Genomic DNA, 23,996 nt, shown 5'->3' with positions numbered 1-23,996 from the left:
GGGTTATTCCTGCTCGCGCTGGCGGGCGATCCGCTCGTCCATCTGGTTGTAGTGCTTCGTGACCATCATGAAGATCGTCCCGATGCAGCCGATGGCCAGCAGCCAGCCGCCATAATAGAACGCCGTGTCCGCCGCGCGCGACGCCGCCAGCAGGCCGATGAACGCCATGAAGCCCAGGATCCCCCCGGTGATCCACTTGCCCGTGCCTTCCAAAGTCCCGTTCCCTTCCTTCGCTGCCGGTCCCGCGCGGGGCGTGCGCCCGGCGGGATGCCGACGGGTTGACCATGCCGCGAATTCTGGTGGAGCGGGCGCCGGAAATCAATCCGGGATGGGCGAATCCGATGTGGGCATTTCGCCCAACCGGCCGGCGTCCTCCACGACGATCCCGGGGGGAAGCTCCAGCGCGAAGACGGTGCCCGCCGCGGTGCTCTCCACCAGCCGCAGGTCGCCGCCATGGGCGCGCAGCACCTCCCGCGCGATGGCGAGGCCCAGCCCGACGCCGCCCGCCCGCGCGGAGCCGGCGAAGGGCTGGAACAGGTTCTCCCGCGCCCGCGGCGGCAGGCCCGGCCCGTCGTCGGCCACCCGCAGGACCAGCCCGCCGCCGGGCCGCTCTTGCGTCGTCACCGTCACGGCTGCGGCCCCCGCCTGGGCGGCGTTGCGCCCCAGATTGACCAGCGCGCGGGACAGTTGGGCGGCGTCGGCGCGGACGGTCAGCCCCTCCGGCACCTGGTTGTCCCAGCGCAGCTCCGCCCGCTCCCCATCCGGGCGCAGGGTGGCGAGCGCCACGGCCCCGGCCTCCTCGACCAGCGGACGCAGCGGGACCGCGGTCCGCGCCAGGGGCAGCAGGCCGTCGCGGGTGTAGGTCATGGTCTGGCCGCACAGCTCCACCGCCCGGTCGATGGAGGCCATCAGCCGCGGCGTGACCCGCCGCACCTCCGGATCGGCGCTCTTGGCCAGCCGCTCCGACAGCAGGGCGGCGGTGGACAGGATGGCGCGCAGGTCGTGGTTGATCTTGGCGACCGCGGTGCCCAGCGCGGCCAGCCGCTCGCGCTGGCGCAGCGCGCTGCGGATGGTGGCCTGCATGTCGGCCAGCTCGCGCTCGGCCACGCCGATCTCGTCGGTGCGGGCGCTGGGCTGGAAGGGCGGCGTGCCGTCGGGGTCGCGGCGGATGGCGACCAGCCCTTCGGTCAGGCGGCGCATCGGCCGCACCAGCAGCCGGGTCAGCGAGACGAAGACCAGCACCGCCGCGATCAGCGAGATCGCCACCGACAGCGCCAGGATGCGGCCCGAGAAGTCGACCATCGCCCGGATCATCGGGCGCTCGTCGATCACCATCTCGACCTGGAAGGCGGGGTCCTTGGGCGACGGCCCGATCACCCGGATCACCCGGTCGCGCCGCTGGGCCAGCGCCATGAAGGCGTCGGCGGCCAGCCGGGGCGCCATGGTGGCGCGCAGGTCGAAGACGGCGTCCACCGTCGGCGGCATGGAGCGGGACAGCATGTAGACCCGGCTGTCCGGCCGGATCAACTCCACCGCATGGGCGCCGACATGGGCCAGCAGCTCGTTCTGGAGCTCCATCGCCACCATCATGTCCGGCGTCGCCTCCACCGACAGGGCGGCGAGATGGGCGGCGGCCAGCCGCTCCTCCAGATAGGTCAGGCGGTAGCGCGCGATGGACGGCGTGTAGATCAGCACCTCCGCCAGCAGGACGAACAGCACGGTCAGCACCAGCAGCTTGGCCGACAGGCTTCTCGTGACGGGCGGCAAGGGCATGGGCGATGTCCGGGGGCAACGTCTTGGGGCAGGGGATGCCGGAGGATAGGGCAGGATGCCGCCGCAGGCCAGTTGCCGGACCTTATTATCCCCTCTCCCGCTTCGGGAGAGGGGATACGAGCGCTCCCCTCTGGCGCCCCGCGCGCAAGGTTGGTAGTAGAACCGGCATGAGCGACCTTGCCCGTCACATCGACTCCCTGTCCCGCGCCAGCGTGCTGTGCGTCGGCGACGTCATGCTCGACCGATTCATCTACGGGTCGGTCGACCGCGTGTCCCCCGAGGCGCCGATCCCCGTGCTGCGGATCGAGCGCGAGACGGCCATGCTCGGCGGCGCCGGCAACGTGGCCGCCAACCTCATGGCGCTGGGCGCCGGCTGCCGCTTCGTGTCGGTGGTGGGCGAGGACGCGGCGGGGCTGGAGCTGGTCCGCCTCGTGGCGAAGGAGACGGGCGACGGCGGCGGTCTGGTCGCCGAGCCGGGGCGCCAGACCACCGTCAAGACGCGCTTCATCGCCGGGCGCCAGCAGCTCCTGCGCGCCGACGCCGAGACCATCGCCGCCATCGGGTCGGAGGAGGAGGTGATGGTCGCCGCCCGCACCGGCCTGCTGACGGTGGGCGCGGTGATCCTGTCCGACTACGGCAAGGGCGTGCTGACCGACGCTCTGGTGGCGCAGCTCATCCAGGCGGCGCGGGAGGCCGGGCTGCCGGTGGTGGTCGATCCCAAGGGCGACGATTTCGGGCGCTACCGCGGGGCCAGCGTCATCACGCCCAACCGCAAGGAGCTGATCCAGGCGACCGGCATGCCCGCCGACAGCGACGCGGAGGTCGAAGCCGCCTGCCGCTTCCTGCTGGAGACCTGCGGCATCGACGCCGTGGTCGCCACGCGCAGCGAGCGCGGCATGTCGGTGGTCACCCGCGACGGCGCCACCCATCTGCCGGCCAACGCGCGCGAGGTCTTCGACGTCTCGGGCGCCGGCGACACGGTGGTGGCGACGCTGACCTCCGCCCTGTCGGTGGGGGTGGAGCTGACCGACGCGGCGCGGCTGGCCAATCTGGCCGCCGGCATCGTGGTGGGAAAGGTCGGCACCGCGGTGGTCCGCGCGCCGGAGCTGCTGTCCGCCCTGCACGAGCAGGAATGGCGCAGCGGCGAGGAGAAGGTCGACACGCTGGAGCAGGCGGTCGAGCGGGCCGAGCGCTGGCGGGCCCGCGGCAAGCGGGTGGGCTTCACCAACGGCTGCTTCGACCTGCTGCACCCCGGCCACATTTCGCTGCTGAACCAGGCCAAGGCGGCCTGCGACGTGCTGGTGGTCGGGCTGAACAGCGACGCCTCGGTGAAGCGGCTGAAGGGCGAGACGCGCCCGGTGCAGACCGAGACGGCGCGGGCGACGGTGCTCGCCTCGCTGGCCTGCGTCGATCTGGTGGTCATCTTCGGCGAGGACACGCCGGAGGAGCTGATCCGCGCCCTGCGTCCCGACGTGCTGGTGAAGGGGGCGGACTACACCGTCGCCACGGTGGTCGGCGCCGGCTTCGTGCAGAGCTACGGCGGCAAGGTCGTGCTGGCCGACCTCGTGGACGGCCAGAGCACGACCAACACCATCAAGCGCATGCAGCGCTGAATTTTGGGGCACCGAACCCCCGGAGCCGTGGCTCCGGGGAGTCCGCGCCTCAAGGGTTCACATCTTCTTCTGGACGCTGTCCGACGAGCGCTCCACGGCGCGGCCGCCCGCCTGCACGTCCTGGCCCATGCCTTCGACGGTGTTGCAGGCGGCGAGGCTGGTGGTCAGGGCGGCACCCAGGGCGGCGAAAAGGACGAGCTTCTTCAGGCTGCGCATGGCATTTTCCTCTTGAGGTCGAAAACAATCGGCTGAAAAACGCGAGAAACCCACCCAAGGTTTCCGAAGACCCGCGATGCGGAAGGACAGTTCTCCACACTCAAACGGATAGGGGAGGGCGCGCATGTTCGAAGGGTTCACCCGCCACCGCATCGCCACCGACGGCGCCGAGATCCACACGCTGGTCGGCGGCGAGGGGCCGCCGCTCCTTCTGCTTCATGGGTTTCCGCAGTGCCACGCCCTGTGGAACCGGGTCGCGCCGCGGCTGGCCGAGCGCTTCACCGTGGTGCTGACCGACCTGCGGGGGTACGGCCAATCGTCGAAGCCGCCGGGCGATTCCGCGCACGAGACCTACTGCAAACGCGCCAACGCGCGCGATCAGGTGGCGGTGATGGCCGCGCTGGGCTTCGACCGCTTCCGGCTGGCCGGGCACGACCGCGGCGCGCGGGTGGCCCACCGGCTCGTCCTCGACCATCCCGACCGGGTCGAGCGCGTCGCCTTCCTGGACGTGGTGCCGACGCTGGAGGTCTTCGCTCGCATCGACCAGCGCATGGCGACCGCCTACTATCACTGGTTCTTCCTGATCCAGCCGAACAATCTGGCGGAACGGCTGATCGGTTCGGACCCGGACTTCTATCTGGGGCAGGTGCTCGGCTCCATCGGCAGCAGCGCCGACATCTTCGAGCCGGAGGCGATGGAGGCCTACCGCGCCGCCTTCCGCGACCCCGCCACGGTCCACGCCATGTGCGAGGACTACCGCGCCGCCGCCAGCATCGACCTGGAGCACGACCGCGCCGACCGGGCGGCGGGCCGCAAGGTGGAAGGACCCGCCTTGTTCCTGTGGGGCCGCAACAGCGCGGTCGGGCGCCTTTACGACGACCCGCTGGGCATCTGGCGCGGCTACGCCCCGGCCATCCAGGGCCACGTGATGCCCGCCGGCCATTTCATCCCCGAGGAGGCGCCGGAGGAGACGGCGCGGGCGCTGCTGGATTTCCTTTCCGCCTGAACCCGCTCACGCCACGCGATGCGCAACCGTCCCTATGCCGAGGCCCGGACCACCGTTCCGGCCCGGCATCGAGGGAAGGAACACCGTCATGCGTTGCCAGCAACTCCTGACCACCATCGAAGACGCATTCAACCACGGGTACATCAATCTTGAACGGGCCAGCGTCTTCGCCCGGAACGACCGCATCCGCGGCGGCTGGGAAGTCTGGCTCCAGCTGGAAATCGCGCATGCGTTTCTGCACGCCGACGGCAACTGGACCTGCGAACGGGAACAGCCCTATCCCTCCACCAACCAAAGGAGGCAATTTCTGACCTACTCGGCGGTGGCGGGGGTCGCGGGAACCGCGACCAAACGCAATGCCGCTGCGCGGGCCGATTTCTTTCTGCACCGTACCCAAGGCATGGCGGACGAGGCCTACATCGAGCTGAAGTGCATAAATGCGACGCGGAATAATGCCGTGCTCAACGCCTGGGGCCGTTTCGAGGCCGACGTCGTGAAACAACAGATCCTGACCGCCAGCAACGGCAATCTGAACTGTATCTCGGTTCTGGCGACTTTCGGCACCTTCAATCAGGCCGATATAAACAGTCTTGCCTGGTTCATGCAGGGCGGGCGCAGAGCCTATGTGTACGATGTTTTCAACAACAATTACAACCAGAACAGTCGGGTCACCACCTTGGCGAATGTCGCCCCGGGCGGCCTCGATCGTTTGTTCCTCGTCGCCGTTTCGGTGTGACGTGGCCGGGGCGCCGGCCCCGGTTCCCCCGTTCCGGCATGGGTTCCGGTCGTTCCCATGCCGGTCGTTCAACCCGGCATCCCTTCCCCCGGACGAACTGTCCCGTTGCCAGTTGGCGTGAGCGGCGGCATAAATCGGCGCGCGGCCCTCCCCGCTGGACGGGAAGGCTTTTGGCAAACACAAAAATGGCGGAAGGAAAGCCCCCAATGGCTGAAAGCACTTTCGACGTCGTCGTGGTTGGCGGCGGTCCCGGCGGGTATGTCTGCGCGATCCGTGCGGCGCAGCTCGGTTTCAAGGTCGCCTGCGTCGAAAAGCGCAGCGCGCTGGGCGGCACCTGCTTGAATGTGGGCTGCATCCCCTCCAAGGCGCTGCTCGCCGCGTCGGAGAAGTTTGAGGAGGCCAAGCACGGCCTCGCCAAGTTCGGCATCAAGGTCGGCGGCGTCGAGCTGGACCTGCCGGGCATGCTGTCCCACAAGGACAAGGTCGTCAAAGAGAACACCGGCGGCATCGAGTTCCTGTTCAAGAAGAACAAGATCGCGTGGCTGAAGGGTGCGGGCCGCATCACCGCCCCGAACACCGTCGAGGTCGAGGGCGTCGGCACCATCACGGCGGCCAAGGCCATCGTCATCGCCACCGGCTCGGAAGTCACCCCGCTGCCGGGCATCGAGATCGACGAGCAGAAGATCGTCTCCTCCACCGGGGCCCTGGAGCTGCCGGAGGTGCCGAAGCGCCTCGTCGTCATCGGCGGCGGCGTGATCGGTCTGGAACTGGGCTCGGTCTGGGGCCGTCTCGGCGCGCAGGTCACCGTGGTCGAGTTCCTGGACCGCATCCTGCCGACCATGGACGGCGAGGTGTCCAAGCAGATGCAGCGCATCCTGGGCAAGCAGGGGATGACCTTCAAGCTCAGCTCCAAGGTCACCGGCGCCAAGATCACCAACACCGGCGTCACCCTGTCGGTCGAGCCCGCCGCCGGCGGCACCGCCGAGGAGGTCGAGGCCGACGTCGTGCTGGTCGCCATCGGCCGCCGCGCCTACACCAACGGGCTGGGCCTCGACGCCGTCGGCGTGGAGATGGACAACCGCGGCCGCGTGAAGATCGGCAAGCATTTCGAGACCAACGTGCCGGGCATCTACGCCATCGGCGACGTGGTCGAAGGCCCGATGCTGGCCCACAAGGCCGAGGAGGAGGGCGTCGCTCTCGCCGAGCTGCTGGCCGGTCAGGCGGGCCACGTCAACCACGACCTCGTCCCCGGCGTCGTCTACACCTGGCCGGAAGTGGCTGCGGTCGGCAAGACCGAGGAGGAGCTGAAGGCCGCGGGCGTCGCCTACAAGGCGGGCAAGTTCCCCTTCACCGCCAACGGCCGCGCCCGCGCCAGCGGCACCACCGACGGCTTCGTGAAGATCCTGGCCGACGCGCGCACCGACAAGGTGCTGGGCGTCCACATGGTCGGCCCGAACGTCTCGGAGATGGTCGGCGAGCTGGGCGTGGCGATGGAGTTCAGCGCCTCCGCCGAGGACATCGCCCGCACCTGCCACGCCCACCCGACCCTGTCGGAGGTGACCAAGGAAGCCGCACTGGCCGTGGACGGCCGCGCCCTGCACATCTAAGGCGCGTCTCTCTCCTCTCCCTCCCCTGCGAAGCGGGGGAGGCCCCTCTTTCCCCCTCCCCTGCGAAGCGGGGGAGGGTCGGGGAGGGGGCAATGTACCTCCGTCCCTCCCTCCGACCCTACGGCGTCTTCTTCGCCCGCGGGTGGGCCGAGCGGTACACCTGCATCAGCTGCTCGCTCTCCACGTCCGTGTAGCGCTGCGTCGTCGACAGCGAGGCGTGGCCCAGCAGATCCTGGATCGCCCGCAGGTCGCCGCCGTCCGCCAGCAGATGCGTGGCGAAGCTGTGCCGCAGCGCGTGCGGCGTCGCGGTTTCCGGCAGCCCCATCAGGCGGCGCAGGTCGCGCATCCGCCGCTGCGCGATGGCCGGGGCGAGCTGCCCGCCGCGCACCCCGACGAACAGCGGCGCGTCCGGACCCTGCTTGTAAGGGCAGGCGTCCATGTAGGCGCGCACCGCCTCCGTCACCGCCGGCAGCACCGGGACGATCCGTTCCTTGTTGCCCTTGCCGGTGACGCGCAGCGTCTCGCCGAGCGGCGCCTCGCGGCGCGTCAGGTTCAGCGCTTCCGAGATGCGCAGGCCGCAGCCGTAGAGCAGCGTGAACAGCGCCCGGTCGCGCTTGCCGACCCACGGCTCGTCCGGCTCCTTCTCCGACTCCTCCAGCAGGCGGTCGGCGTCCAGCACGGTCAGCGGCTTCGGCGCCGGGCGCTTGATGCGCGGGCCTGAGAAGGTGTTGATCGCCGGGTTGTGCAGCCGGCCGTCGCGGTCCATCCAGCGGAACAGGTTGCGCACCGACGACAGGGCGCGCGACCGGCTGTTGGAGCCGATCCCCTTCATGGCGAGGTGGGACAGCCAGGAGCGGAAGTCGGTGACGGTCAGCGCGGCGAGGTCGTTCATCGACGGCGGCTTCGCCTGATAGCCGGTGATGAATTCCAGGAAGGTCGCGACGTCGCCGATGTAGGCGGTCAGCGTGTGGGGCGAGACGTTGCGCTCGCTCTCCATCCAGCGGCGCCAGTGGACCAGCACGTCCTGCACGTCCGGCTGTGCGGCGAAGCCGAGGACGGGGTTCTGTTTTCCGGTCATGCGCTCTCGTGGCTCAGGCCGGCAGTTCGAGCCAGCCGCGGATGACCCGCTCGACCACGCGGGCGAGGAAGCCGACCAGTTCCGTGCCCTGGCCGCTGTGGAAGGTGCCGGGCTCGCGGCTGCCGAAGGCCAGCATGCCGTCCGGCGTCTCGCTGGACACCTGGAGGCGGATCAGGATCTCCGACCGCACCAGCCCGGCGCCGGGGCCGTACAGCTCCGGGTCGCCCTGGATGTCGGCGTTCAGCGCCACGTCGGCCTTGCCCAGCCAGCGGTCGACGGTCCCCGGCTCGACCACCCGCACGCCGGAGGTCTGGACATGCGGGGTGTCGTGGCCGTTCGATTCGACGATCAGGCAGGCGACGTCCAGGTCGAGCAGCACCGCGAGATCGGTGGTGATGGTCTGGATGAGCTGTTCGAAGCTCTGCGCGTCGAGGAGGAACAGCACCGCCGCGTGGATGCGGTTCTGGCTGTTCATGTTGGCGCGCGAGGTGCCGATCAGCTCGCGCTGCTGGTCCTTCAGCAGGCGGACCTCGCCGCGCAGGCGCTCGACCATGTAGGCCTGCAGGTCCACCACCCCGCGCCCGCGGTCCTGCGACGGCGGAGTCAGGTGGTGGACCAGATCGCCGTGATGGACCAGGAAGTCGGGATGGTCCCGCAGGTAGGCGTGCACCTCCTCGGCGGTCGGCGCGTCCTTCCGGTGGGGGGTGTGTCCCGGCTCCCGGCCCATGCTGCCGTCCTCAGAGGATGGACTGGCCGGTCTTCTGCCAGTCGGCGACGAACTGGGCGAGGCCCTTGTCGGTCAGCGGATGGTTGAAGAGCTGCTTCAGGACCGACGGCGGGGCGGTGACGACGTGGGCGCCCAGGCGGGCGGAGTCGACGATGTGGATCGGGTTGCGGATCGAGGCGACCAGCACTTCGGTCTTGAAGTAGTCGTAGTTGCTGTAAATCTCCACGATGTCGGCGATCAGGCCCATGCCGTCCTGCCCGATGTCGTCCAGGCGGCCGACGAAGGGCGACACGAAGCTGGCGCCGGCCTTGGCCGCCAGGATCGCCTGGGCCGGGGAGAAGCACAGCGTGACGTTGACCATCGTGCCTTCGGAGGACAGCGCCTTGCAGGTCTTCAGGCCGGCCGGGGTCAGCGGAACCTTGACCGTGACGTTGTCGGCGATCTTGGCAAGCTTCTTCCCTTCCGCCAGCATGGTCTCGAAGTCGGTGGAGGCCACCTCGGCGCTGACCGGGCCGTCCACCACGTCACAAATTTCGGCCACGAGGTCGAGGAAGCTGCGACCGGTCTTGGCGACGAGGGAGGGGTTGGTGGTAACACCGTCCAGCAGGCCCGTGTCGGCCAGATCGCGGATCTCGGCGATGTCGGCGGTGTCAACGAAGAACTTCATGACCTGGAATCCATACTTGCTGAGGAAGACCGTGCCCTGTTTCCCGGGATTCGCTGCCCGGCGTCGCGGCCAGGGGGCACTCTAGCCGATGCGTGAAAATTCCGCCAGATCCGGGGCCGGTTCCGGAGATTCAGCGCAGGCTCTTCTGCCGGGCACGGTGCCGGTGGACGCGGACCCGCGCGTCCGCGTGCTGCTGCCGCTGCCGCTGCGCGAGGCCTACGACTACCGCGTGCCCGCCGGGATGTCCCTCGTCCCCGGCGATTACGTGGAGGTTCCGCTGGGGCCGCGCCGCGTGCTGGGCGTGGTGTGGGGCGACGGCGCCGGAGTCGTGGCGGCCGCCCGGCTGAAGCCGGTGGTCCGCCGCTTCGACGTGCCGCCGATGCCGGAGGTCGAGCGCAAGTTCGTGGAGTGGGTCGCCGCCTACACCATGACGCCGCCGGGCCATGTGCTGCGCATGGCGATCAGCGTGCCCTCGGCGCTGGAGCCGGCGAAGGCGACGCTCGCCTACCTGCGCAAGCCCGACGCGGAGCCGCCGCCCGGCTTCAAGATGACCGACCCGCGGCGGCGTGTGCTGGCCCTGCTGGAGGACAGCCCGCCGCGCACCCCGGCGGAACTGGCGGAGGAGGCCGGCTGCGGCGTCACCGTGGTGCGCGGGCTGGCCGAGGCCGGGCTGCTGGAGCCGGTGCTGCTCCAGCCGACCAGGCTCGGGCGGCCCGACTGCCACCGCCCCGGCCCCACCCTGTCCGCCGACCAGGAGGCCGCGGCGGCCGACCTGCGCGCCCGCGTGGAGTCCGGCGTCTATTCCACCGTGCTGCTCGACGGGGTGACCGGCTCCGGCAAGACGGAGGTCTATTACGAGGCCATCGCCGCCGCCCTGAAGGCGGGCAAGCAGGCGCTGGTGCTGCTTCCGGAAATCGCCCTGTCGGCGCAGTGGCTGGAGCGCTTCGCCCGCCGCTTCGGCGCGCCGCCGGCGGAATGGCATTCCGAGCTGACCGGGGCGCAGCGCCGCGACACCTGGCGGGCGGTGGCCAACGGCGAGGTGCCGGTGGTCGTCGGCGCCCGCTCCGCCCTGTTCCTGCCCTACAAGAACCTCGGCGTCATCATCATCGACGAGGAGCACGACTCCGCCTACAAGCAGGAGGAGGGGTCGATCTACCACGCCCGCGACATGGCCGTCGCGCGGGCGCATCTCGGCGGCATCCCCACCGTGCTGGTCTCCGCCACCCCGTCGCTGGAGACCAAGGTCAACGCCGACAGCCACCGCTACGCCCGCATCGAGCTGCCGGGCCGCCACGGCGGCGCCGTTCTGCCCGACGTGGAGCTGGTGGACCTGCGCAAGGACCGGCCGCCGGCCCGCCACTGGCTGGCCCCGTCGCTGAAGAAAGCCATCGAGCAGACGCTGGCGGAGAAGGAGCAGGTGATGCTGTTCCTCAACCGCCGCGGCTATGCCCCGCTGACCCTGTGCCGGGCCTGCGGGCACCGGCTGCAATGCCCCAACTGCACGGCGTGGCTGGTCGAGCACCGGCTGGCCCGCAAGCTCCAGTGCCACCATTGCGGCCTGTCGCAGCCGCTCTCCCCGACCTGCCCGGAATGCGGCGAGGAGGGGACTTTGGCGGCCTGCGGTCCGGGCGTGGAGCGCATCGCCGAGGAGGTGGCGGAGCTGTTCCCCGACGCCCGGGCCGCCATCATGGCGTCGGACACGCTGTTCGGCCCCCGCGCCATCCAGGAGATGGTCCGCCGCATCGCCGACCACGAGCTGGACATCCTGATCGGCACCCAGGTGATGGCGAAGGGCCACCATTTTCCCATGCTGACCCTGGTCGGGGTGGTCGACGCCGACCTCGGGCTGGCGGGCGGCGATCTGCGGGCGGGGGAGCGGACCTACCAGCTCCTCCATCAGGTGGCCGGGCGCGCCGGGCGCGGCGAGCGGCCGGGGCGGGTGATGCTGCAGACCTATATGCCCGAGCATCCGGTGATGCAGGCGCTGGCCGCCGGGGACCGCGACGGCTTCTACCAGCTGGAGGCGGAGATGCGGCTGGAGGCCGGGATGCCGCCCTTCGGGCGTCTGGCCGCCCTGATCGTGTCGGGGGAGGACGCGGCGGCGGTGGAGAAGCTGTCCATCGCGCTGGGCCGCGCCGCGCCGCGCAGCGACACCGTCGCGGTGCTGGGGCCCGCCCCGGCGCCGCTCGCCCTGTTGCGGGGCCGGCATCGGCGGCGTCTGCTGCTGAAGGCACCGCGCACCGTTCAGGTGCAACCCCTGATCGCCCAGTGGCTGGAGCGGGTGGAGATTCCGCCCAACGTGCGCGTGCAAGTGGACGTCGATCCCTACAGCTTCCTGTAGAGACGCGGTGCCCTTTAAGAAACGTCGGACTCCTGTAAAGGGGGGCTGCGACCGATTGTCTCTGCGCGCTCCGCAGGGCACCTGTGACGTTTGGTCCGTTGCGGCCGGCGGGTCATGGTATTACCAGAGTATGGAAGTCATCTTTCGCCGAGCGATCTCATGTCCTGGCTGCGCGATCGTTTCCACCTCCCCACATTGCTGACGGTCCTTCCGGTTCTCGCGCTGCTGGCGATCATCGCGCTGGCGGCTGGTGTGCCCGCCCAGACCCGGGGCACGGAATCGGATGCCAAGGCGCTGCTCGACAAGACCAGCGGCTATCTGCGCCAGCACGGCGCGGAGGCGGCGCCGGACGCCTTCGCCCAGCGCGACGGCGCGCTGATCGACCGCGACCTCTACCCGATGCTGATCGACCGCGACGGCGTCATGGTGGCCCACGGCTGGACGCCGTCGTTGAACGGCGCGAACCTCAAGGACCTGAAGGACGTCGACGGCAAGCCCTTCATCCAGGAGGCGCTGGACATCGTGGCGGAGCGGGACTCAGGCGCCGTCAGCTACAAATGGACGGACCCGCTGTCCGGCCAGATCGCGCCGAAGACGATGATCGTGCGCCGCATCGTCCTGGGCGGCGAGCCCTATCTGCTGTCGGTCGGCGTCTACCGCTGACCGGCTGTCCGGCACGCCGGCGGCGGCCGAATCGGACTTTTCCGAAGGGTGAAAAAGAGGTTCAGAGCACCGAGACGGAGCGGTCGGTCCGCGGGCGGGGACGCCAGATCGACAGGCATTCGGATGCGCTGCCTCCCGACCCGATGCCGTACCAGCCGGAGCGGTCGTTGAAGGACAGGTTGTAGCGTCCGCGGCCGTCGCGCTCGAACCGGAAGACCGGACGGTCCACGCCGGGCAGGAGAACGAGGAGCCGGTCATGCTCCCGGCCCGTTTCGCGGATGACCCCGGCCCAATGGCCAAGGCGCAGCTTCGGCTCGGCCACCGCCTCGAATTCGTTGAGGTCGGCGGGGGTGAAGCGGGCGCAGGAGAAGGCGACGACGGTCATGATTGGCCTGGGTTTGTCCTGTCAGACGGGCTGTGTGGCGACCGTGCGCGTGAATGGTTAAACGGGTGTTAAGCGGGGCGTTAGGTCACAGTCTGGTCTCTGGACCGCCACGGGACGGGCTCCGGAAAAAACCGGTCCCGGAGAGGGCAGGGCCTTCAGATGCCAAGGTGATCCGTTGCGGTTGTGAAGTGGTATGCCCATTTCCAGCCCCCGCCGCCAAGAACGGACCCCACCCCGCAGGGGCGCAAAACGCCGCACTCACCCCGCGCGCAAATTGTCCAGACCCCGTTGCGCAGGGCCTAATCCTGTGATATTGGACCGCTCGCTTTCGCGGGCTGGGCCGCCGCGATGTGGGTTTTGCCCTATTTAAGGCCCTGAAAATTCACCGTCTACCGAACTCAATTCGAGGGATCAGGTGGCAATCGAAGGTACAGGCGTTTCCGAACTCGCTACGCGCTACTCCATCGCGCTGTTCGAGCTTGCGGACGAGAACAAAGCGTTGGATCAGGTCGCGAGCGATCTGGTTGCGCTGAAGCAAATCCTGGCTGAGAGCGCCGACCTTCGCCGCCTCGTCCGCAGTCCCGTGATCAGCCGCGCCGACCAAGGCCGGGCGATGGCCGCGGTTCTGGACCGCGCCGAAGTGTCCGATCTGACCAAGCGCTTCATCGGGCTGGTGGCCAAGAACCGCCGCCTGTTCGCGCTGGAAGGCATGATCGAAGGCTATCTCGCCGAACTGGCCCGCCGTCGTGGCGAAGTGACCGCCCAGGTCACCTCGGCCCAGCCGCTGAGCGACGCTCAGCTGGCCGCGGTCACCGACGCGCTGAAGGCGTCGATCGGCTCCAAGGTGTTGATCAACACCACGGTCGATCCCGCGCTGATCGGGGGCATGATCGTTAAGTTCGGCTCGCGCATGGTCGACACCTCGGTGCGCACGAAGCTGAACAAATTGCAACTCGCCATGAAGGCCTCAGGGGGATCAGTCTGATGGATATCCGCGCCGCAGAAATCTCTGCGATCCTCAAGCAGCAGATCGCGAATTTCGGGACCGAGGCGGACGTCGCCGAGGTCGGCCAGGTCCTCTCGGTGGGTGACGGCGTCGCCCGCGTGCACGGCCTGGACAACGTGCGCGCCGGCGAGATGGTCGAGTTCCCCGGTGGCATCAAGGGCATGGCGCTGAACCTCGAGACCGACAACGTCGGCGTCGTGATCTTCGGCACCGACAGCGAGATCAAGGAAGGCGACACCGTCAAGCGCACGGGCACCATCGTGGACGTGCCGGTCGGCAAGGGTCTGCTGGGCCGCGTCGTGGACGGCCTGGGCAACCCGATCGACGGCAAGGGCCCGCTGGTGGACGTCACCCGCACCCGCGTCGAGGTCAAGGCCCCCGGCATCATCCCGCGCAAGTCGGTGCACGAGCCGATGCAGACCGGCCTGAAGGCCGTCGACAGCCTGGTTCCGATCGGCCGCGGCCAGCGCGAGCTGATCATCGGTGACCGCCAGACCGGCAAGACCGCCGTCGTCATCGACACCTTCCTGAACCAGAAGCCGATCAACCAGGGCGACGACGAGAGCAAGAAGCTCTACTGCATCTACGTCGCCGTCGGTCAGAAGCGCTCCACCGTCGCCCAGATCGTCAAGACCCTGGAAGACGCCGGCGCCCTGGAATACTCGATCGTCGTCGCCGCCACCGCGTCGGAGCCGGCTCCGCTGCAGTTCCTGGCGCCGTACACCGGCTGCACGATGGGCGAGTACTTCCGCGACAACGGCATGCACGCCCTGATCGTGTACGATGACCTGTCCAAGCAGGCCGTCGCCTACCGTCAGATGTCGCTGCTGCTCCGCCGTCCGCCGGGCCGCGAAGCCTACCCGGGCGACGTGTTCTACCTCCACAGCCGCCTGCTCGAGCGCGCCGCCAAGATGGGCGACGCCCACGGCAACGGCTCGCTGACCGCCCTGCCGGTCATCGAGACGCAGGCCGGCGACGTGTCGGCCTACATCCCGACGAACGTGATCTCGATCACCGACGGCCAGATCTTCCTCGAGACGGGCCTGTTCTATAAGGGCATCCGTCCGGCCATCAACGTCGGCCTGTCGGTGTCGCGCGTCGGCTCCGCCGCCCAGATCAAGGCGATGAAGCAGGTCGCGGGCACCATCAAGATGGAGCTGGCCCAGTACCGCGAGATGGCCGCTTTCGCGCAGTTCGCCTCGGACCTCGACGCCGCCACCCAGCGCCTGCTGGCCCGCGGCGCCCGTCTGACCGAGCTGCTGAAGCAGCCGCAGTTCCAGCCGCTGCCGGTCGAAGAGCAGGTCGTGTCGATCTTCTCGGGCGTGAAGGGCTATCTCGACAAGATCAAGGTCGAGGACGTCAACCGCTTCGAGCAGAAGTTCCTCGCCGAGGTCCGCTCGAAGGGGGCCGACATCCTGGCGACGATCCGCAACGAGAAGCAGATCACCTCTGCGACCGAGGAGCGCCTCAAGGCCTTCCTCGACAACTTCTCCAAGGTGTTCGTCTGATCGACGGCGGGGGCGCAGTCCCTGCGCCCCGTCCGTCAACCCGAACGACCCCGAGCGGAATGAAGGGCCGGCATGCCTAACCTCAAGGACCTAAAGAACCGGATCGCCAGCGTCCAATCGACGCGGAAGATCACCTCGGCGATGAAGATGGTCGCCGCCTCCAAGCTCCGCCGTGCGCAGGAGCAGGCGGAAGCCGGTCGTCCCTACGCCGAGCGCATGGGCCGCATGCTGGCCTCTCTCGCGGCCAACGTGCAGGACTCGGGCAACGGCCCGAAGCTGATGACCGGCACCGGTTCCGATCAGGTGCATCTCCTCGTCATCATCAGCTCCGACCGCGGCCTGTGCGGCGCCTTCAACGGCGCCATCGTCCGTGAGTCCCGCCGCCAGATCCTGCGCCTCCAGTCGGAAGGCAAGACGGTCAAGCTGCTCACCGTCGGCCGCAAGGCCCGCGACCAGCTGCGCCGCGAGTTCGGCTCGCTGATCGTCGAGACCTACGAGGACGTGGGGCGCCGCCGCCTGTCCTTCGCCGACGCCGATGTCGTCGCGCAGAAGGTCCTGGCGATGTACGACGCGGGCGAGTTCGACGTCTGCTCGGTGATCTTCAACAAGTTCAAGTCGGCGATCTCCCAGATCGTGACCGTCCAGCAGCTCGTTCCCTTCGCCGTCGAGGCGCAGGCGGACGAGGAAGCCGCGGGCGCCGAGGTCAAGGCGATCTACGAGTTCGAGCCCGACGAGGAGCAGATCCTCGCCGAGCTGCTGCCGCGCAACCTGTCGATCCAGGTCTATCGCGCCCTCCTGGAAAGCGCCGCGTCCGAACAGGGCGCCCGCATGACCGCGATGGACAACGCGACGCGCAACGCCGGCGACATGATCAACAAGCTGACGATCACCTACAACCGCACGCGCCAGGCCTACATCACCAAGGAGCTGATCGAGATCATCTCCGGCGCCGAGGCGGTTTAACGGCGCAGCGTTCGCGGTCGATACGACGGCACATCCGACAATTATCGAGTTCCGAGGGAGCTTTACTCCATGGCCACCACCACCCAGGCGACGAACGCCGTCGGCAAGATCACGCAGGTCACGGGCGCCGTTGTCGACGTCCAGTTCGACGGCGAGCTGCCGGCCATTCTGAACGCTCTGCACACCCAGAACGACGGCAAGGTCCTCGTGCTCGAGGTTGCCCAGCACCTCGGCGAGAGCACCGTCCGCGCCATCGCCATGGACAGCACCGACGGCCTGGTCCGCGGCGCCGAAGTGACGGACACCGGCGCCCCGATCGCCGTGCCGGTCGGCCCGGCCACCCTCGGCCGCATCATCAACGTGATCGGCGAGCCGATCGACGAGCGCGGCGACGTCGGCGCCGAGCGCACCCTGCCGATCCACCGTGCGGCCCCGGACTTCGTCGAGCAGTCGACGGACGCCGAAGTGCTGATCACCGGCATCAAGGTCATCGACCTGCTGGCCCCCTACGCCAAGGGCGGCAAGATCGGCCTGTTCGGCGGCGCCGGCGTGGGCAAGACCGTGACCATCATGGAGCTGATCAACAACGTCGCGAAGGCGCACGGCGGCGTGTCGGTGTTCGCGGGCGTGGGCGAGCGCACCCGTGAGGGCAACGACCTCTACCACGAGATGATCGAGTCGGGCGTCATCAAGCTCGACGGCCCGGGCTCCAAGGTGGCCCTGGTGTACGGCCAGATGAACGAGCCGCCGGGCGCCCGCGCCCGCGTCGCCCTGTCCGGCCTGACCCTCGCGGAGTACTTCCGCGACGAGGAAGGCCAGGACGTGCTGTTCTTCGTGGACAACATCTTCCGCTTCACGCAGGCCGGTTCGGAAGTGTCGGCTCTGCTGGGCCGCATCCCGTCGGCGGTGGGTTACCAGCCGACGCTGGCCACCGACATGGGCGCCCTGCAGGAGCGCATCACCTCCACGAAGAAGGGGTCGATCACCTCGGTGCAGGCCATTTACGTGCCCGCCGACGACCTGACCGACCCGGCCCCGGCCACCTCCTTCGCCCACCTGGACGCCACCACGGTGCTGTCGCGTTCGATCGCCGAAATGGCGATCTTCCCGGCGGTGGACCCGCTGGACTCGACCAGCCGCATCCTGGACCCGCGCGTCGTCGGTGAGGAGCACTACACCGTCGCCCGTTCGGTGCAGCGCGTCCTCCAGACCTACAAGTCGCTGCAGGACATCATCGCGATCCTGGGCATGGACGAGCTGTCGGAAGAGGACAAGCTGGTCGTGGCCCGCGCCCGCAAGATCCAGCGCTTCCTGTCGCAGCCGTTCCACGTCGCCGAGGTGTTCACCGGCACCCCGGGCGTGCTCGTCAGCCTGGAAGACACCATCAAGGGCTTCAAGGGCATCGTGAACGGCGACTACGACCACCTGCCGGAAGCGGCCTTCTACATGGTCGGCACCATCGACGAAGCCATCGCCAAGGCGAAGAAGCTGGCCGCCGAAGCCGCCTGATCACGGTCGGCTGAGGTTCGGTAACGAGGCTAACCCTCTCCTCCGCCCGCGCGGGGGAGGGGGTTCTTATGAAGAGGCACCAGGAAACCCATGGCCGATAAAGTCGAATTCGAGCTGGTCTCTCCGGAGAAGCTGCTGACCTCGCAGCCCGTCGACATGGTCGTGGTGCCGGGTTCGGAAGGTGACTTCGGCGTCCTCGCCGGCCACTCGCCGATGATTTCGACCGTCCGTCCGGGCGTGATCGACGTCTACGAGGCCGACCGCGTGGTCGACCGGGTGTTCGTTGCCGGCGGCTTCGCCGAGGTGACCGAGACCCGCTGCACCGTCCTGGCCGAGGAGGCCATCGCGGTCGCCGAGATCGACCGCGCCAAGGTCGAGCAGCAGATCCGCGACCTGGGCGAGGATCTGGAGGACGCCAAGTCCGACGACGAGAAGGCCCGCGTGGAGGCGAAGATCGCCATCGCCCGCGCCAAGCTCGACGCGACCGGCGCGACCACGCACTGACACCGGGCACGGCCCGGCGGCGGCGACCGCCGGCTGGGCCGTTTCCGTTGCATTGCGCCATCGCAGCCATACATAGTGTCCCCCAGGGGATCGAACGCCTCCCGGCCCGTCCGTCGAGGCGTTTTTGTTTTTATCGTCCTATTCTCCGTCAGAGCGTGGAACAACCGGCCCGGAACGGCGGCCAGCAGCGGGAGTGGAGTGTGGCGTTGCACTGGAAATACGAAGAGCTTCCCTGGGATCAACTGGACCACGGCAAGGTCGATCCCGATCTCGTTCCGCTCATCAAGGCGGCAGCCCTGGTGGAGTTCAACGCCGACGACTACACGGCCTATCTCTGCAACGTCTTCCACGACGACCCCGAGTTCCAGGAGGTCGCGCACGGCTGGGCGGTCGAGGAGGTCCAGCACGGCCGCGCGCTCGGCAAATGGGCGGAGCTGGTCGATCCGACCTTCGACTTCGACCGGGCCGTGGAGCGCTTCCGCGCCGGCTACAAGGTGCCGATCGACCTCGACGCCTCGGTCCGCGGCTCGCGCACCGGCGAGATGATCGCCCGCTGCATGGTCGAGACCGGCACCAGCAGCTACTACGCGGCCATCGGCGACTCGACGGACGAGCCGGTGCTCAAGCTGATCTGCAAGAACATCGCCGCCGACGAGCTGCGCCACTTCAAGCTCTTCTACACCTACACGAAGAAGTATCTGGAGCTGGAGCAGCTCAACAAGTTCCAGCGGCTCAAGGTGGCGCTGTCGCGCATCGGCGAGTCGGAGGACGACGAACTGGCCTACGCCTACTACGCGGCCAACGCGCCGGAGGGCGAGCCCTACGCGCACAAGACCTACAATCAGGCCTACATGCGCCGCGCCTACGGCCGCTACCGGCCCAAGCACGTCGACCGCGCGGTGGCGATGGTCTTCAAGGCCTGCGGGCTGAAGCCGCACACCCGCTTCTACAGCGTCGCCGCCCGCAGCGCCTGGTGGCTGATCGAAAGCCGCGCCAAGCGGCTGGCCAAGGTCGCCTGAGGACCACCGGGAGCGGCGGGGGTCAGCCCCGCCGCAGCGCCGCGATCAGCGGGGCGAATTCCGCCAGCACCGACTCGTAGACAGGGCGCTTGAAGGGCACGATCAGGCCGGGCAGATCGTCGGCATCAACCCACTTCCAGGCGTCGAACTCCGGATGCTCGGTGGCGAGGTCGATGTCGCTGTCCGCGCCGGTGAAGCGGGCGGCCAGCCAGACCTGCTCCTGGCCGCGCCAGCGGCCCTTCCAGACCTTGCCCAGCAGATGGTCGGGCAGGTCGTAGCGCAACTTCTCCGCCGTCTCTCCGAGGATCTCGGCCTTGTCCGTGCCGATCTCCTCCTTCAGCTCGCGCAGGGCGGCCTCATGCACGCCCTCGCCCTCGTCGATGCCGCCCTGGGGCATCTGCCAGGCGTCCTTGCTGTCGCAGCGCCGGGCCACGAAGACCTGTCCACGGTCGTTCAGCAGCATCACCCCGACGCAGGGGCGGTAGGGGAGGGACTCGCGGTCGATGACCTTCTTGCTCATGCGCCTTATTGCTTCTGCATGTTGGCCAGGGCGGAAACCGGCACGATGGCGATGCCACGGTCGGCCAGCCCGGTGAGCCACAGGTTGATCCGTTCGATGGTGCTGGGGTAGGGGGCGCCAATGCCCACCGCGGCGCCGTTCGCCTTGGCGATGGCCTCCAGCTCGGCGAGTTGGTCGTCGATGGCGCCGCGCGACAGGTCGCGGTCGATCACCCGGTCGGCGAAGGCCCGCGGCACGCCCGCCTGTCCCGCCAGGGTGCCGGCGACGCTGCGCGGGTTGGCGCGGGCGTCCAGGACCATCAGGCCGCGCGCCTTCATCGCCGCGATCACCGGGTTCACCGCGTCGGGGTTGGCGGTGAACTTGCTGCCCGTGGTGCTGGTGATGCCGATATAGCCGACCGCCTTGCCCAGCGACCATTCCAGCCGCTCCATGTTGCGCTCGGGCGGCAGCATGCTCAGCAGGGCGTTGGGGCCGGGATCGTTGCGCGGGTAGTCCTGCGGCTCCATGGGAATGGAGAGCATCACCTCGTGCCCCTTGCCGCGGGCGCGCTCCACCCAGTTGTCCAGCCGGTCGGCGTAGGGGACGAAGGCCAGGGTGATGGTCGGCGGCAGCTTCTGCAGGGCGTTGCCGGTGGTCACGCCGGAGATGCCCATCTCGGCCAGCACGATGGCGATGCGCGGGCGCCGGTCGGCGGCGGGGAAGGGGCGGGCGTAAACCTGCCAGGGCTTGCGCCCGTCCTCGGCGATGCGCGGCAGCGGTCCGTTGCGCGAGTCCTCCACCAGGCCGGGGACCGGCGCCGGCGTCAGGGTGACCGGTTCGTTCACGACCACGGCGAGCGGCGGCGAAGGCGGTGCGACAGCGGCGGACGGCGGGGGAGCCGCCGGAGGCGAGACCGCAGGCGGAGATGGTTGGACGGGAACGGCCGCCGCCGCAGCGGGGGGCGTTGCCGGCGGCGTTGGCGCTGGCGCGCCCTTCACCGCCACCTCGACGCGGGGAATGGCGGCCTGCCATGCCTCGGTCGTGTGCTCCGCGTTCATCGCCAGCCAGCCGGCCAACCCGCCCAGCCCGAGGGCCAGCGCGGCGTAGGCGCCGAGCAGCCTCTTGGCGAGGGGCGACAGCGGGCGGCGCTCCTTGTGCGCGCGCGGCGCGCCGTCGGAATCGCCGCCCTTGCGGCGCCGGAGACGGGCCAGCAGGCCGGGTCCGGAACGTTCCCGTTTCGCGGGCTTCAGGCGGCCCAGCAGGGCGGCAGCGTTCACGGACCCGTTCCCCTTCCCTCAGTGCGCGCGGGCCTGGAACAGGGCGACGCCCCGCAGCAGGTCGAGCGCGCGGGCCAGCTGGTAGTCGAAGGGCGGCTGGTTCGGCGCGCCCTCGCCATTCTCCGCGGACGGCGCAGCCGGGGCGTTGCCGTTGGCGGGGGCCGGCGTCGCACCCGGCGCTGCGCCCGGAGCCGCACCGGGGGCCGCCCCGGGAGCCGGTGCGTTGCTGGCGCCCGGCGCCGGGGCCGGCTGGGTGGTGGCCGGACGGGGGGCGTCCGGGTTGCGCAGCGCGCCGCGCAGGTCGCTCTCGCGGCGGCGGATCAGACCCTGGTCGGTCTCCTCGACGCGGGCCGGGTGCACCTCGATGTCCGGGGTGATGCCCAGTGCCTGGATCGACTTGCCCGACGGCGTGTAGTAACGCGCCGTGGTCAGGCGCATGGCGCCGTGGCCGGGCAGCGGGATGATCGTCTGGACCGAGCCCTTGCCGAAGGACTGGGTGCCGAGCACGAGCGCCCGCTTGTGGTCCTGCAGCGCGCCGGCGACGATTTCCGACGCCGAGGCCGAACCGCCGTTGATCAGCACCACGACCGGCAGGCCCTTGGCGAGGTCGCCGGGCTTGGCGTTGTAGCGCGTGCCCTCTTCCGCCTTGCGGCCGCGGGTGGAGACGATCTCCCCCTTCTCCAGGAAGGTGTCGGAGACCGAGACCGCCTGGTCGAGCAGGCCGCCGGGGTTGTTGCGCAGGTCGAGGACGTAGCCCTTCAGCTTGTCGCCCAGCTGCTGCTGGATCGAGGCGATGGCCTTCTCCAGCCCCTGCTGCGTCTGCTCGTTGAAGCTGGTGACGCGGACGTAGCCGATGTCGCCCTCGGTGCGGTAGCGGACCGACTGCACCTTGATGACGGCGCGGGTCAGCGTGACCTCGAACGGCTCGCCGGCCTCGCCGCGGCGCACGGTGACCTTGATGTCGCTGCCCACCGGGCCGCGCATCTTCTCCACCGCCTCGTTCAGCGACAGGCCCATCACGGCCTCGCCGTTGAGCTGGATGATCAGGTCGCCCGGCTGCAGCCCGGCGCGGAAGGCCGGCGTCTCGTCGATGGGCGACACGACCTTGATCAGGCCGTTCTCCATCGTCACCTCGATGCCCAGCCCGCCGAACTCGCCGCGGGTCTGAACCTGCATGTCCTGGAAGCTCTTGCGGTTCAGATAGCTGGAATGCGGGTCGAGCGAGGTGAGCATGCCGTTGATGGCGGACTCGATGAGCTGCTCGTCCGTCGTCGACTCGACATACTCGGCGCGCACGCGCTCGAACACGTCGCCGAACAGGTTGAGCTGGCGGTAGGTCTCGGAACTGTTGCCGGTGCTGTTCACCTGCGCGGTGACGGTGGCGACGCCGGCCCCCAGAAACACCAGGGCCGCGGCGGTGGCGGCACGCTTGACTATCCTCATCTACCCTTGTCCTTTCCCCTCCGGGGCGCCGAAACCGCGCTGTGGATTGATCGGCTGTCCGTGACGTCGAAGCTCGAAGTAAAGATCGGGTGACCCGTCGGCGGGCATCAGGCCGATGGGTTCCCCCGTGGCCACGCGCCGTCCGACGGCCGTGTCGATGCGGCCAAATCCAGCGATGAGACTATGATATCCGTGGCTGTGTTCCACGATCAAGATTTGGCCATAGCCGCGGAACGGCCCGGCGAAGACGATCGTTCCGGCCTGCGGTGACACGACGGTCGAGCCGGCGCGGGCCTGGATGGTGACGCCCCGGCTGGTCGCGCCGTAGCGGTCGGCCTCGCCATAGCGGACGGTCACCCGGCCGCCCACCGGCAGGCGTTCCCCGGCGGGCGGGCCGGGCGCGGCGCGGGCGGTTTCCGCCTCGGCCCTGGCCCGCTGCTCGCTCGACCTTTGTTCGGCAAGTTTCTGTTCGGCGGCCCGCTGCTCCGCCGCCTTCTGTTCCGCCGCCTTCTGTTCCGCCAGCCTCTGCTCGGCCGCCTTCTGCTCCGCGGCCCGTTGCTCGGCGAGCCGGCGTTCGGCTTCCCGGCGCTCCGCCTCCAGCCGTTCGGACTCGCGCTTGGCCGCCGCAGCCGCGGCGGCGCGGCGTTCGGCCTCGATGCGCTCCATCAGCTGGCGCAGATCGGCGGCCTGACCGGTCAGGCGCGCGGTGCGCTGGGCGACCTGTTGGCGCTCCTCCTCGGTCTGGCGCGACAGCTCCTCGCGCCGGGCGACGAGCTGGCCGATCTCCTTCTGGCGGTCGATCAGGGTGAGGCGGGCGGCGTAGGTGCGGCCGCGCTGGGCCTGCAGCGCCTCGCGCGTCTCGGCCAGCCGGGTCAGCGCCTGGGCCAGCGCGTCGGCGCGGGCGCGCAGGGCCGGCACCGTGTCGCGCAGCAGCAGGGCGGAGCGCAGCGTGTCAACCGGCCCGTCCGGACGGGCCAGCGCCGCTTCCGGCGGGATGCGGGCGACGCGCTGCAGGGCGGCGAGCAGGGCGGCGATCTGCTGCCGCTCGCCCTCCAGCTTTTCGGCCTGGCTGCGCTCTTGCGTCTCCAGCGCGGTCAGGGACTCTTCGAGATGGGCGAGTTCGTCCTCCTGCGCCCGCTCCTGGTCGGCCAGACCGACCAGCCGGTCGCGCAGCTCGTCCAACTCCTTCTGGAGCGTCTGGGACTGGCGGTCGAGCTGCCGTTGCAGGGCCTTGTCGGACTGGAGGTCCTGCTCCACCCGCTTCAGCGTCTGGCCGGGGGACTCGGTCTGCGCCGTGGCGGTGGCCGAGACGACCAACGGGGTGGCGAGCAGGGTGGCGGTCAGCAGGGCCGGCCGCCAGGAAAGCGCCCGTCTCCGCCCGCCGTTTTGCGGACTGGAGACGGGGAGGGGGAGCAGAGCAACACCCGCCGGATGATCGCGCCCTGCGCCCATGCCC

General features: G+C 69.5%; 23 protein-coding genes. 12 read left to right on the top strand and 11 right to left on the bottom strand.

Translation table 11 applies throughout. The features are described 5' to 3' along the window. Nucleotides 1–3: 3 nt before the first annotated feature. Nucleotides 4–168 (bottom strand): hypothetical protein, encoded by a 165-nt coding sequence (locus tag FHW79_RS00455; protein ID WP_162801091.1) that lies wholly within the window; start codon nt 166–168, stop codon nt 4–6. 150 nt (nt 169–318) lie between these two features. Next, on the bottom strand, nt 319–1,773 hold the full coding sequence (locus FHW79_RS00450) for a HAMP domain-containing sensor histidine kinase (protein WP_183177186.1): 1,455 nt from the start codon (nt 1,771–1,773) through the stop codon (nt 319–321). 167 nt (nt 1,774–1,940) lie between these two features. On the opposite strand from FHW79_RS00450, the gene rfaE1 reads away from it, so the two are divergent. Further along, the gene (rfaE1, locus tag FHW79_RS00445) at nt 1,941–3,386 is read left to right on the top strand and encodes a D-glycero-beta-D-manno-heptose-7-phosphate kinase (RefSeq protein WP_183177185.1); all 1,446 of its coding nucleotides are present in this window, start codon (nt 1,941–1,943) and stop codon (nt 3,384–3,386) included. A 57-nt stretch (nt 3,387–3,443) separates the two neighbouring features. Here rfaE1 and FHW79_RS00440 read toward each other — a convergent pair whose 3' ends face one another. Continuing rightward, a complete protein-coding gene (locus FHW79_RS00440; RefSeq protein WP_038526216.1) occupies nt 3,444–3,602 on the bottom strand; it encodes an entericidin A/B family lipoprotein in 159 nt (52 codons plus the stop codon). A gap of 124 nt (nt 3,603–3,726) precedes the next feature. Between FHW79_RS00440 and FHW79_RS00435 the strand changes: the two genes are divergently transcribed. The 3 genes from FHW79_RS00435 (at nt 3,727) to lpdA (ending at nt 6,951) form a co-directional block, all read left to right on the top strand. Then, a complete protein-coding gene (locus tag FHW79_RS00435; protein WP_183177184.1) occupies nt 3,727–4,608 on the top strand; it encodes an alpha/beta hydrolase in 882 nt (293 codons plus the stop codon). An 88-nt stretch (nt 4,609–4,696) separates the two neighbouring features. Next, a complete protein-coding gene (locus tag FHW79_RS00430; RefSeq protein ID WP_183177183.1) occupies nt 4,697–5,344 on the top strand; it encodes a hypothetical protein in 648 nt (215 codons plus the stop codon). Between the two features lie 206 nt (nt 5,345–5,550). Then, on the top strand, nt 5,551–6,951 hold the full coding sequence (lpdA, locus tag FHW79_RS00425) for a dihydrolipoyl dehydrogenase (RefSeq protein WP_183177182.1): 1,401 nt from the start codon (nt 5,551–5,553) through the stop codon (nt 6,949–6,951). A gap of 118 nt (nt 6,952–7,069) precedes the next feature. Here the strand turns inward: lpdA and FHW79_RS00420 are convergent, their stop codons facing one another. The 3 genes from FHW79_RS00420 to fsa are packed head-to-tail and all read right to left on the bottom strand — an operon-like array spanning nt 7,070 to nt 9,423. Continuing rightward, entirely contained in the window at nt 7,070–8,029 is a 960-nt protein-coding gene (locus tag FHW79_RS00420) for a tyrosine recombinase XerC (protein WP_183177181.1), read from the bottom strand. Nucleotides 8,030–8,042: 13 nt separating this feature from the next. Next, nucleotides 8,043–8,756 carry a DUF484 family protein gene (locus FHW79_RS00415; RefSeq protein WP_183177180.1) on the bottom strand — a complete coding sequence of 238 codons (714 nt, stop codon included), beginning with the start codon at nt 8,754–8,756 and terminating at the stop codon, nt 8,043–8,045. Between the two features lie 10 nt (nt 8,757–8,766). Then, a complete protein-coding gene (gene fsa, locus FHW79_RS00410) occupies nt 8,767–9,423 on the bottom strand; it encodes a fructose-6-phosphate aldolase (protein WP_014239434.1) in 657 nt (218 codons plus the stop codon). Between the two features lie 88 nt (nt 9,424–9,511). Here fsa and FHW79_RS00405 point away from each other — a divergent pair, with 88 nt between their 5' ends. Both FHW79_RS00405 and FHW79_RS00400 read left to right on the top strand, forming a co-directional pair. Beyond that, nucleotides 9,512–11,764, top strand: a complete 2,253-nt coding sequence (locus FHW79_RS00405) for a primosomal protein N' (RefSeq protein WP_247884100.1) — start codon at nt 9,512–9,514, stop codon at nt 11,762–11,764. A 159-nt stretch (nt 11,765–11,923) separates the two neighbouring features. Beyond that, a complete protein-coding gene (locus FHW79_RS00400; RefSeq protein ID WP_247884099.1) occupies nt 11,924–12,427 on the top strand; it encodes a cache domain-containing protein in 504 nt (167 codons plus the stop codon). A 61-nt stretch (nt 12,428–12,488) separates the two neighbouring features. Here FHW79_RS00400 and FHW79_RS00395 read toward each other — a convergent pair whose 3' ends face one another. Next, on the bottom strand, nt 12,489–12,812 hold the full coding sequence (locus FHW79_RS00395; RefSeq protein ID WP_183177178.1) for a hypothetical protein: 324 nt from the start codon (nt 12,810–12,812) through the stop codon (nt 12,489–12,491). 415 nt (nt 12,813–13,227) lie between these two features. On the opposite strand from FHW79_RS00395, the gene FHW79_RS00390 reads away from it, so the two are divergent. The 6 genes from FHW79_RS00390 to FHW79_RS00365 all read left to right on the top strand — a co-directional run bounded on the left by FHW79_RS00390 (nt 13,228) and on the right by FHW79_RS00365 (nt 19,321). Beyond that, a complete protein-coding gene (locus FHW79_RS00390) occupies nt 13,228–13,797 on the top strand; it encodes a F0F1 ATP synthase subunit delta (protein WP_038526237.1) in 570 nt (189 codons plus the stop codon). Further along, the gene (gene atpA / locus FHW79_RS00385) at nt 13,797–15,326 is read left to right on the top strand and encodes a F0F1 ATP synthase subunit alpha (RefSeq protein ID WP_035671446.1); all 1,530 of its coding nucleotides are present in this window, start codon (nt 13,797–13,799) and stop codon (nt 15,324–15,326) included. The genes FHW79_RS00390 and atpA overlap by 1 nt, the downstream gene beginning before the upstream one ends. 72 nt (nt 15,327–15,398) lie before the next feature. Further along, complete coding sequence (locus FHW79_RS00380) at nt 15,399–16,289, top strand: F0F1 ATP synthase subunit gamma (protein WP_174439533.1); 891 nt, start codon at nt 15,399–15,401, stop codon at nt 16,287–16,289. A gap of 69 nt (nt 16,290–16,358) precedes the next feature. After that, entirely contained in the window at nt 16,359–17,798 is a 1,440-nt protein-coding gene (gene atpD, locus FHW79_RS00375) for a F0F1 ATP synthase subunit beta (RefSeq protein WP_014239441.1), read from the top strand. A gap of 90 nt (nt 17,799–17,888) precedes the next feature. Beyond that, a complete protein-coding gene (locus tag FHW79_RS00370; protein ID WP_014239442.1) occupies nt 17,889–18,302 on the top strand; it encodes a F0F1 ATP synthase subunit epsilon in 414 nt (137 codons plus the stop codon). A 200-nt stretch (nt 18,303–18,502) separates the two neighbouring features. Continuing rightward, nucleotides 18,503–19,321, top strand: a complete 819-nt coding sequence (locus FHW79_RS00365) for an acyl-ACP desaturase (protein ID WP_183177177.1) — start codon at nt 18,503–18,505, stop codon at nt 19,319–19,321. A 22-nt stretch (nt 19,322–19,343) separates the two neighbouring features. On the opposite strand, the gene FHW79_RS00360 is transcribed toward FHW79_RS00365, so the two are convergent. Genes FHW79_RS00360 through FHW79_RS00345 form a run of 4 tightly spaced genes read right to left on the bottom strand, consistent with a single transcriptional unit; the run spans nt 19,344 to nt 23,992 of the window. Next, entirely contained in the window at nt 19,344–19,841 is a 498-nt protein-coding gene (locus FHW79_RS00360) for an RNA pyrophosphohydrolase (protein WP_183177176.1), read from the bottom strand. Between the two features lie 5 nt (nt 19,842–19,846). Then, nucleotides 19,847–21,097 carry a divergent polysaccharide deacetylase family protein gene (locus tag FHW79_RS00355; RefSeq protein ID WP_183177175.1) on the bottom strand — a complete coding sequence of 417 codons (1,251 nt, stop codon included), beginning with the start codon at nt 21,095–21,097 and terminating at the stop codon, nt 19,847–19,849. A gap of 18 nt (nt 21,098–21,115) precedes the next feature. Continuing rightward, nucleotides 21,116–22,540: a S41 family peptidase gene (locus FHW79_RS00350; RefSeq protein WP_183177174.1), complete on the bottom strand. Its 1,425-nt coding sequence runs from the start codon at nt 22,538–22,540 to the stop codon at nt 21,116–21,118. Then, nucleotides 22,541–23,992 carry a peptidoglycan DD-metalloendopeptidase family protein gene (locus FHW79_RS00345; RefSeq protein ID WP_183177173.1) on the bottom strand — a complete coding sequence of 484 codons (1,452 nt, stop codon included), beginning with the start codon at nt 23,990–23,992 and terminating at the stop codon, nt 22,541–22,543. Between the last annotated feature and the right edge of the window lie 4 nt (nt 23,993–23,996).

Origin of the sequence: Azospirillum sp. OGB3, from assembly GCF_014192915.1 — a bacterium.
GTDB lineage: Bacteria > Pseudomonadota > Alphaproteobacteria > Azospirillales > Azospirillaceae > Azospirillum.
Note: the sequence above shows the minus strand (reverse complement) of the source record. Positions and strands in the feature narration are given on the sequence as shown.

What these genes read in the sequence shown, in the direction of transcription:
- FHW79_RS00455 (WP_162801091.1), bottom strand. Translation starts at nt 168, where the DNA reads ATGGCGTTCATCGGCCTGCTGGCGGCGTCGCGCGCGGCGGACACGGCG.
- FHW79_RS00450 (WP_183177186.1), bottom strand. Translation starts at nt 1,773, where the DNA reads ATGCCCTTGCCGCCCGTCACGAGAAGCCTGTCGGCCAAGCTGCTGGTG.
- rfaE1 (WP_183177185.1), top strand. Translation starts at nt 1,941, where the DNA reads ATGAGCGACCTTGCCCGTCACATCGACTCCCTGTCCCGCGCCAGCGTG.
- FHW79_RS00440 (WP_038526216.1), bottom strand. Translation starts at nt 3,602, where the DNA reads ATGCGCAGCCTGAAGAAGCTCGTCCTTTTCGCCGCCCTGGGTGCCGCC.
- FHW79_RS00435 (WP_183177184.1), top strand. Translation starts at nt 3,727, where the DNA reads ATGTTCGAAGGGTTCACCCGCCACCGCATCGCCACCGACGGCGCCGAG.
- FHW79_RS00430 (WP_183177183.1), top strand. Translation starts at nt 4,697, where the DNA reads ATGCGTTGCCAGCAACTCCTGACCACCATCGAAGACGCATTCAACCAC.
- lpdA (WP_183177182.1), top strand. Translation starts at nt 5,551, where the DNA reads ATGGCTGAAAGCACTTTCGACGTCGTCGTGGTTGGCGGCGGTCCCGGC.
- FHW79_RS00420 (WP_183177181.1), bottom strand. Translation starts at nt 8,029, where the DNA reads ATGACCGGAAAACAGAACCCCGTCCTCGGCTTCGCCGCACAGCCGGAC.
- FHW79_RS00415 (WP_183177180.1), bottom strand. Translation starts at nt 8,756, where the DNA reads ATGGGCCGGGAGCCGGGACACACCCCCCACCGGAAGGACGCGCCGACC.
- fsa (WP_014239434.1), bottom strand. Translation starts at nt 9,423, where the DNA reads ATGAAGTTCTTCGTTGACACCGCCGACATCGCCGAGATCCGCGATCTG.
- FHW79_RS00405 (WP_247884100.1), top strand. Translation starts at nt 9,512, where the DNA reads ATGCGTGAAAATTCCGCCAGATCCGGGGCCGGTTCCGGAGATTCAGCG.
- FHW79_RS00400 (WP_247884099.1), top strand. Translation starts at nt 11,924, where the DNA reads ATGTCCTGGCTGCGCGATCGTTTCCACCTCCCCACATTGCTGACGGTC.
- FHW79_RS00395 (WP_183177178.1), bottom strand. Translation starts at nt 12,812, where the DNA reads ATGACCGTCGTCGCCTTCTCCTGCGCCCGCTTCACCCCCGCCGACCTC.
- atpA (WP_035671446.1), top strand. Translation starts at nt 13,797, where the DNA reads ATGGATATCCGCGCCGCAGAAATCTCTGCGATCCTCAAGCAGCAGATC.
- FHW79_RS00380 (WP_174439533.1), top strand. Translation starts at nt 15,399, where the DNA reads ATGCCTAACCTCAAGGACCTAAAGAACCGGATCGCCAGCGTCCAATCG.
- atpD (WP_014239441.1), top strand. Translation starts at nt 16,359, where the DNA reads ATGGCCACCACCACCCAGGCGACGAACGCCGTCGGCAAGATCACGCAG.
- FHW79_RS00370 (WP_014239442.1), top strand. Translation starts at nt 17,889, where the DNA reads ATGGCCGATAAAGTCGAATTCGAGCTGGTCTCTCCGGAGAAGCTGCTG.
- FHW79_RS00360 (WP_183177176.1), bottom strand. Translation starts at nt 19,841, where the DNA reads ATGAGCAAGAAGGTCATCGACCGCGAGTCCCTCCCCTACCGCCCCTGC.
- FHW79_RS00350 (WP_183177174.1), bottom strand. Translation starts at nt 22,540, where the DNA reads ATGAGGATAGTCAAGCGTGCCGCCACCGCCGCGGCCCTGGTGTTTCTG.
- FHW79_RS00345 (WP_183177173.1), bottom strand. Translation starts at nt 23,992, where the DNA reads ATGGGCGCAGGGCGCGATCATCCGGCGGGTGTTGCTCTGCTCCCCCTC.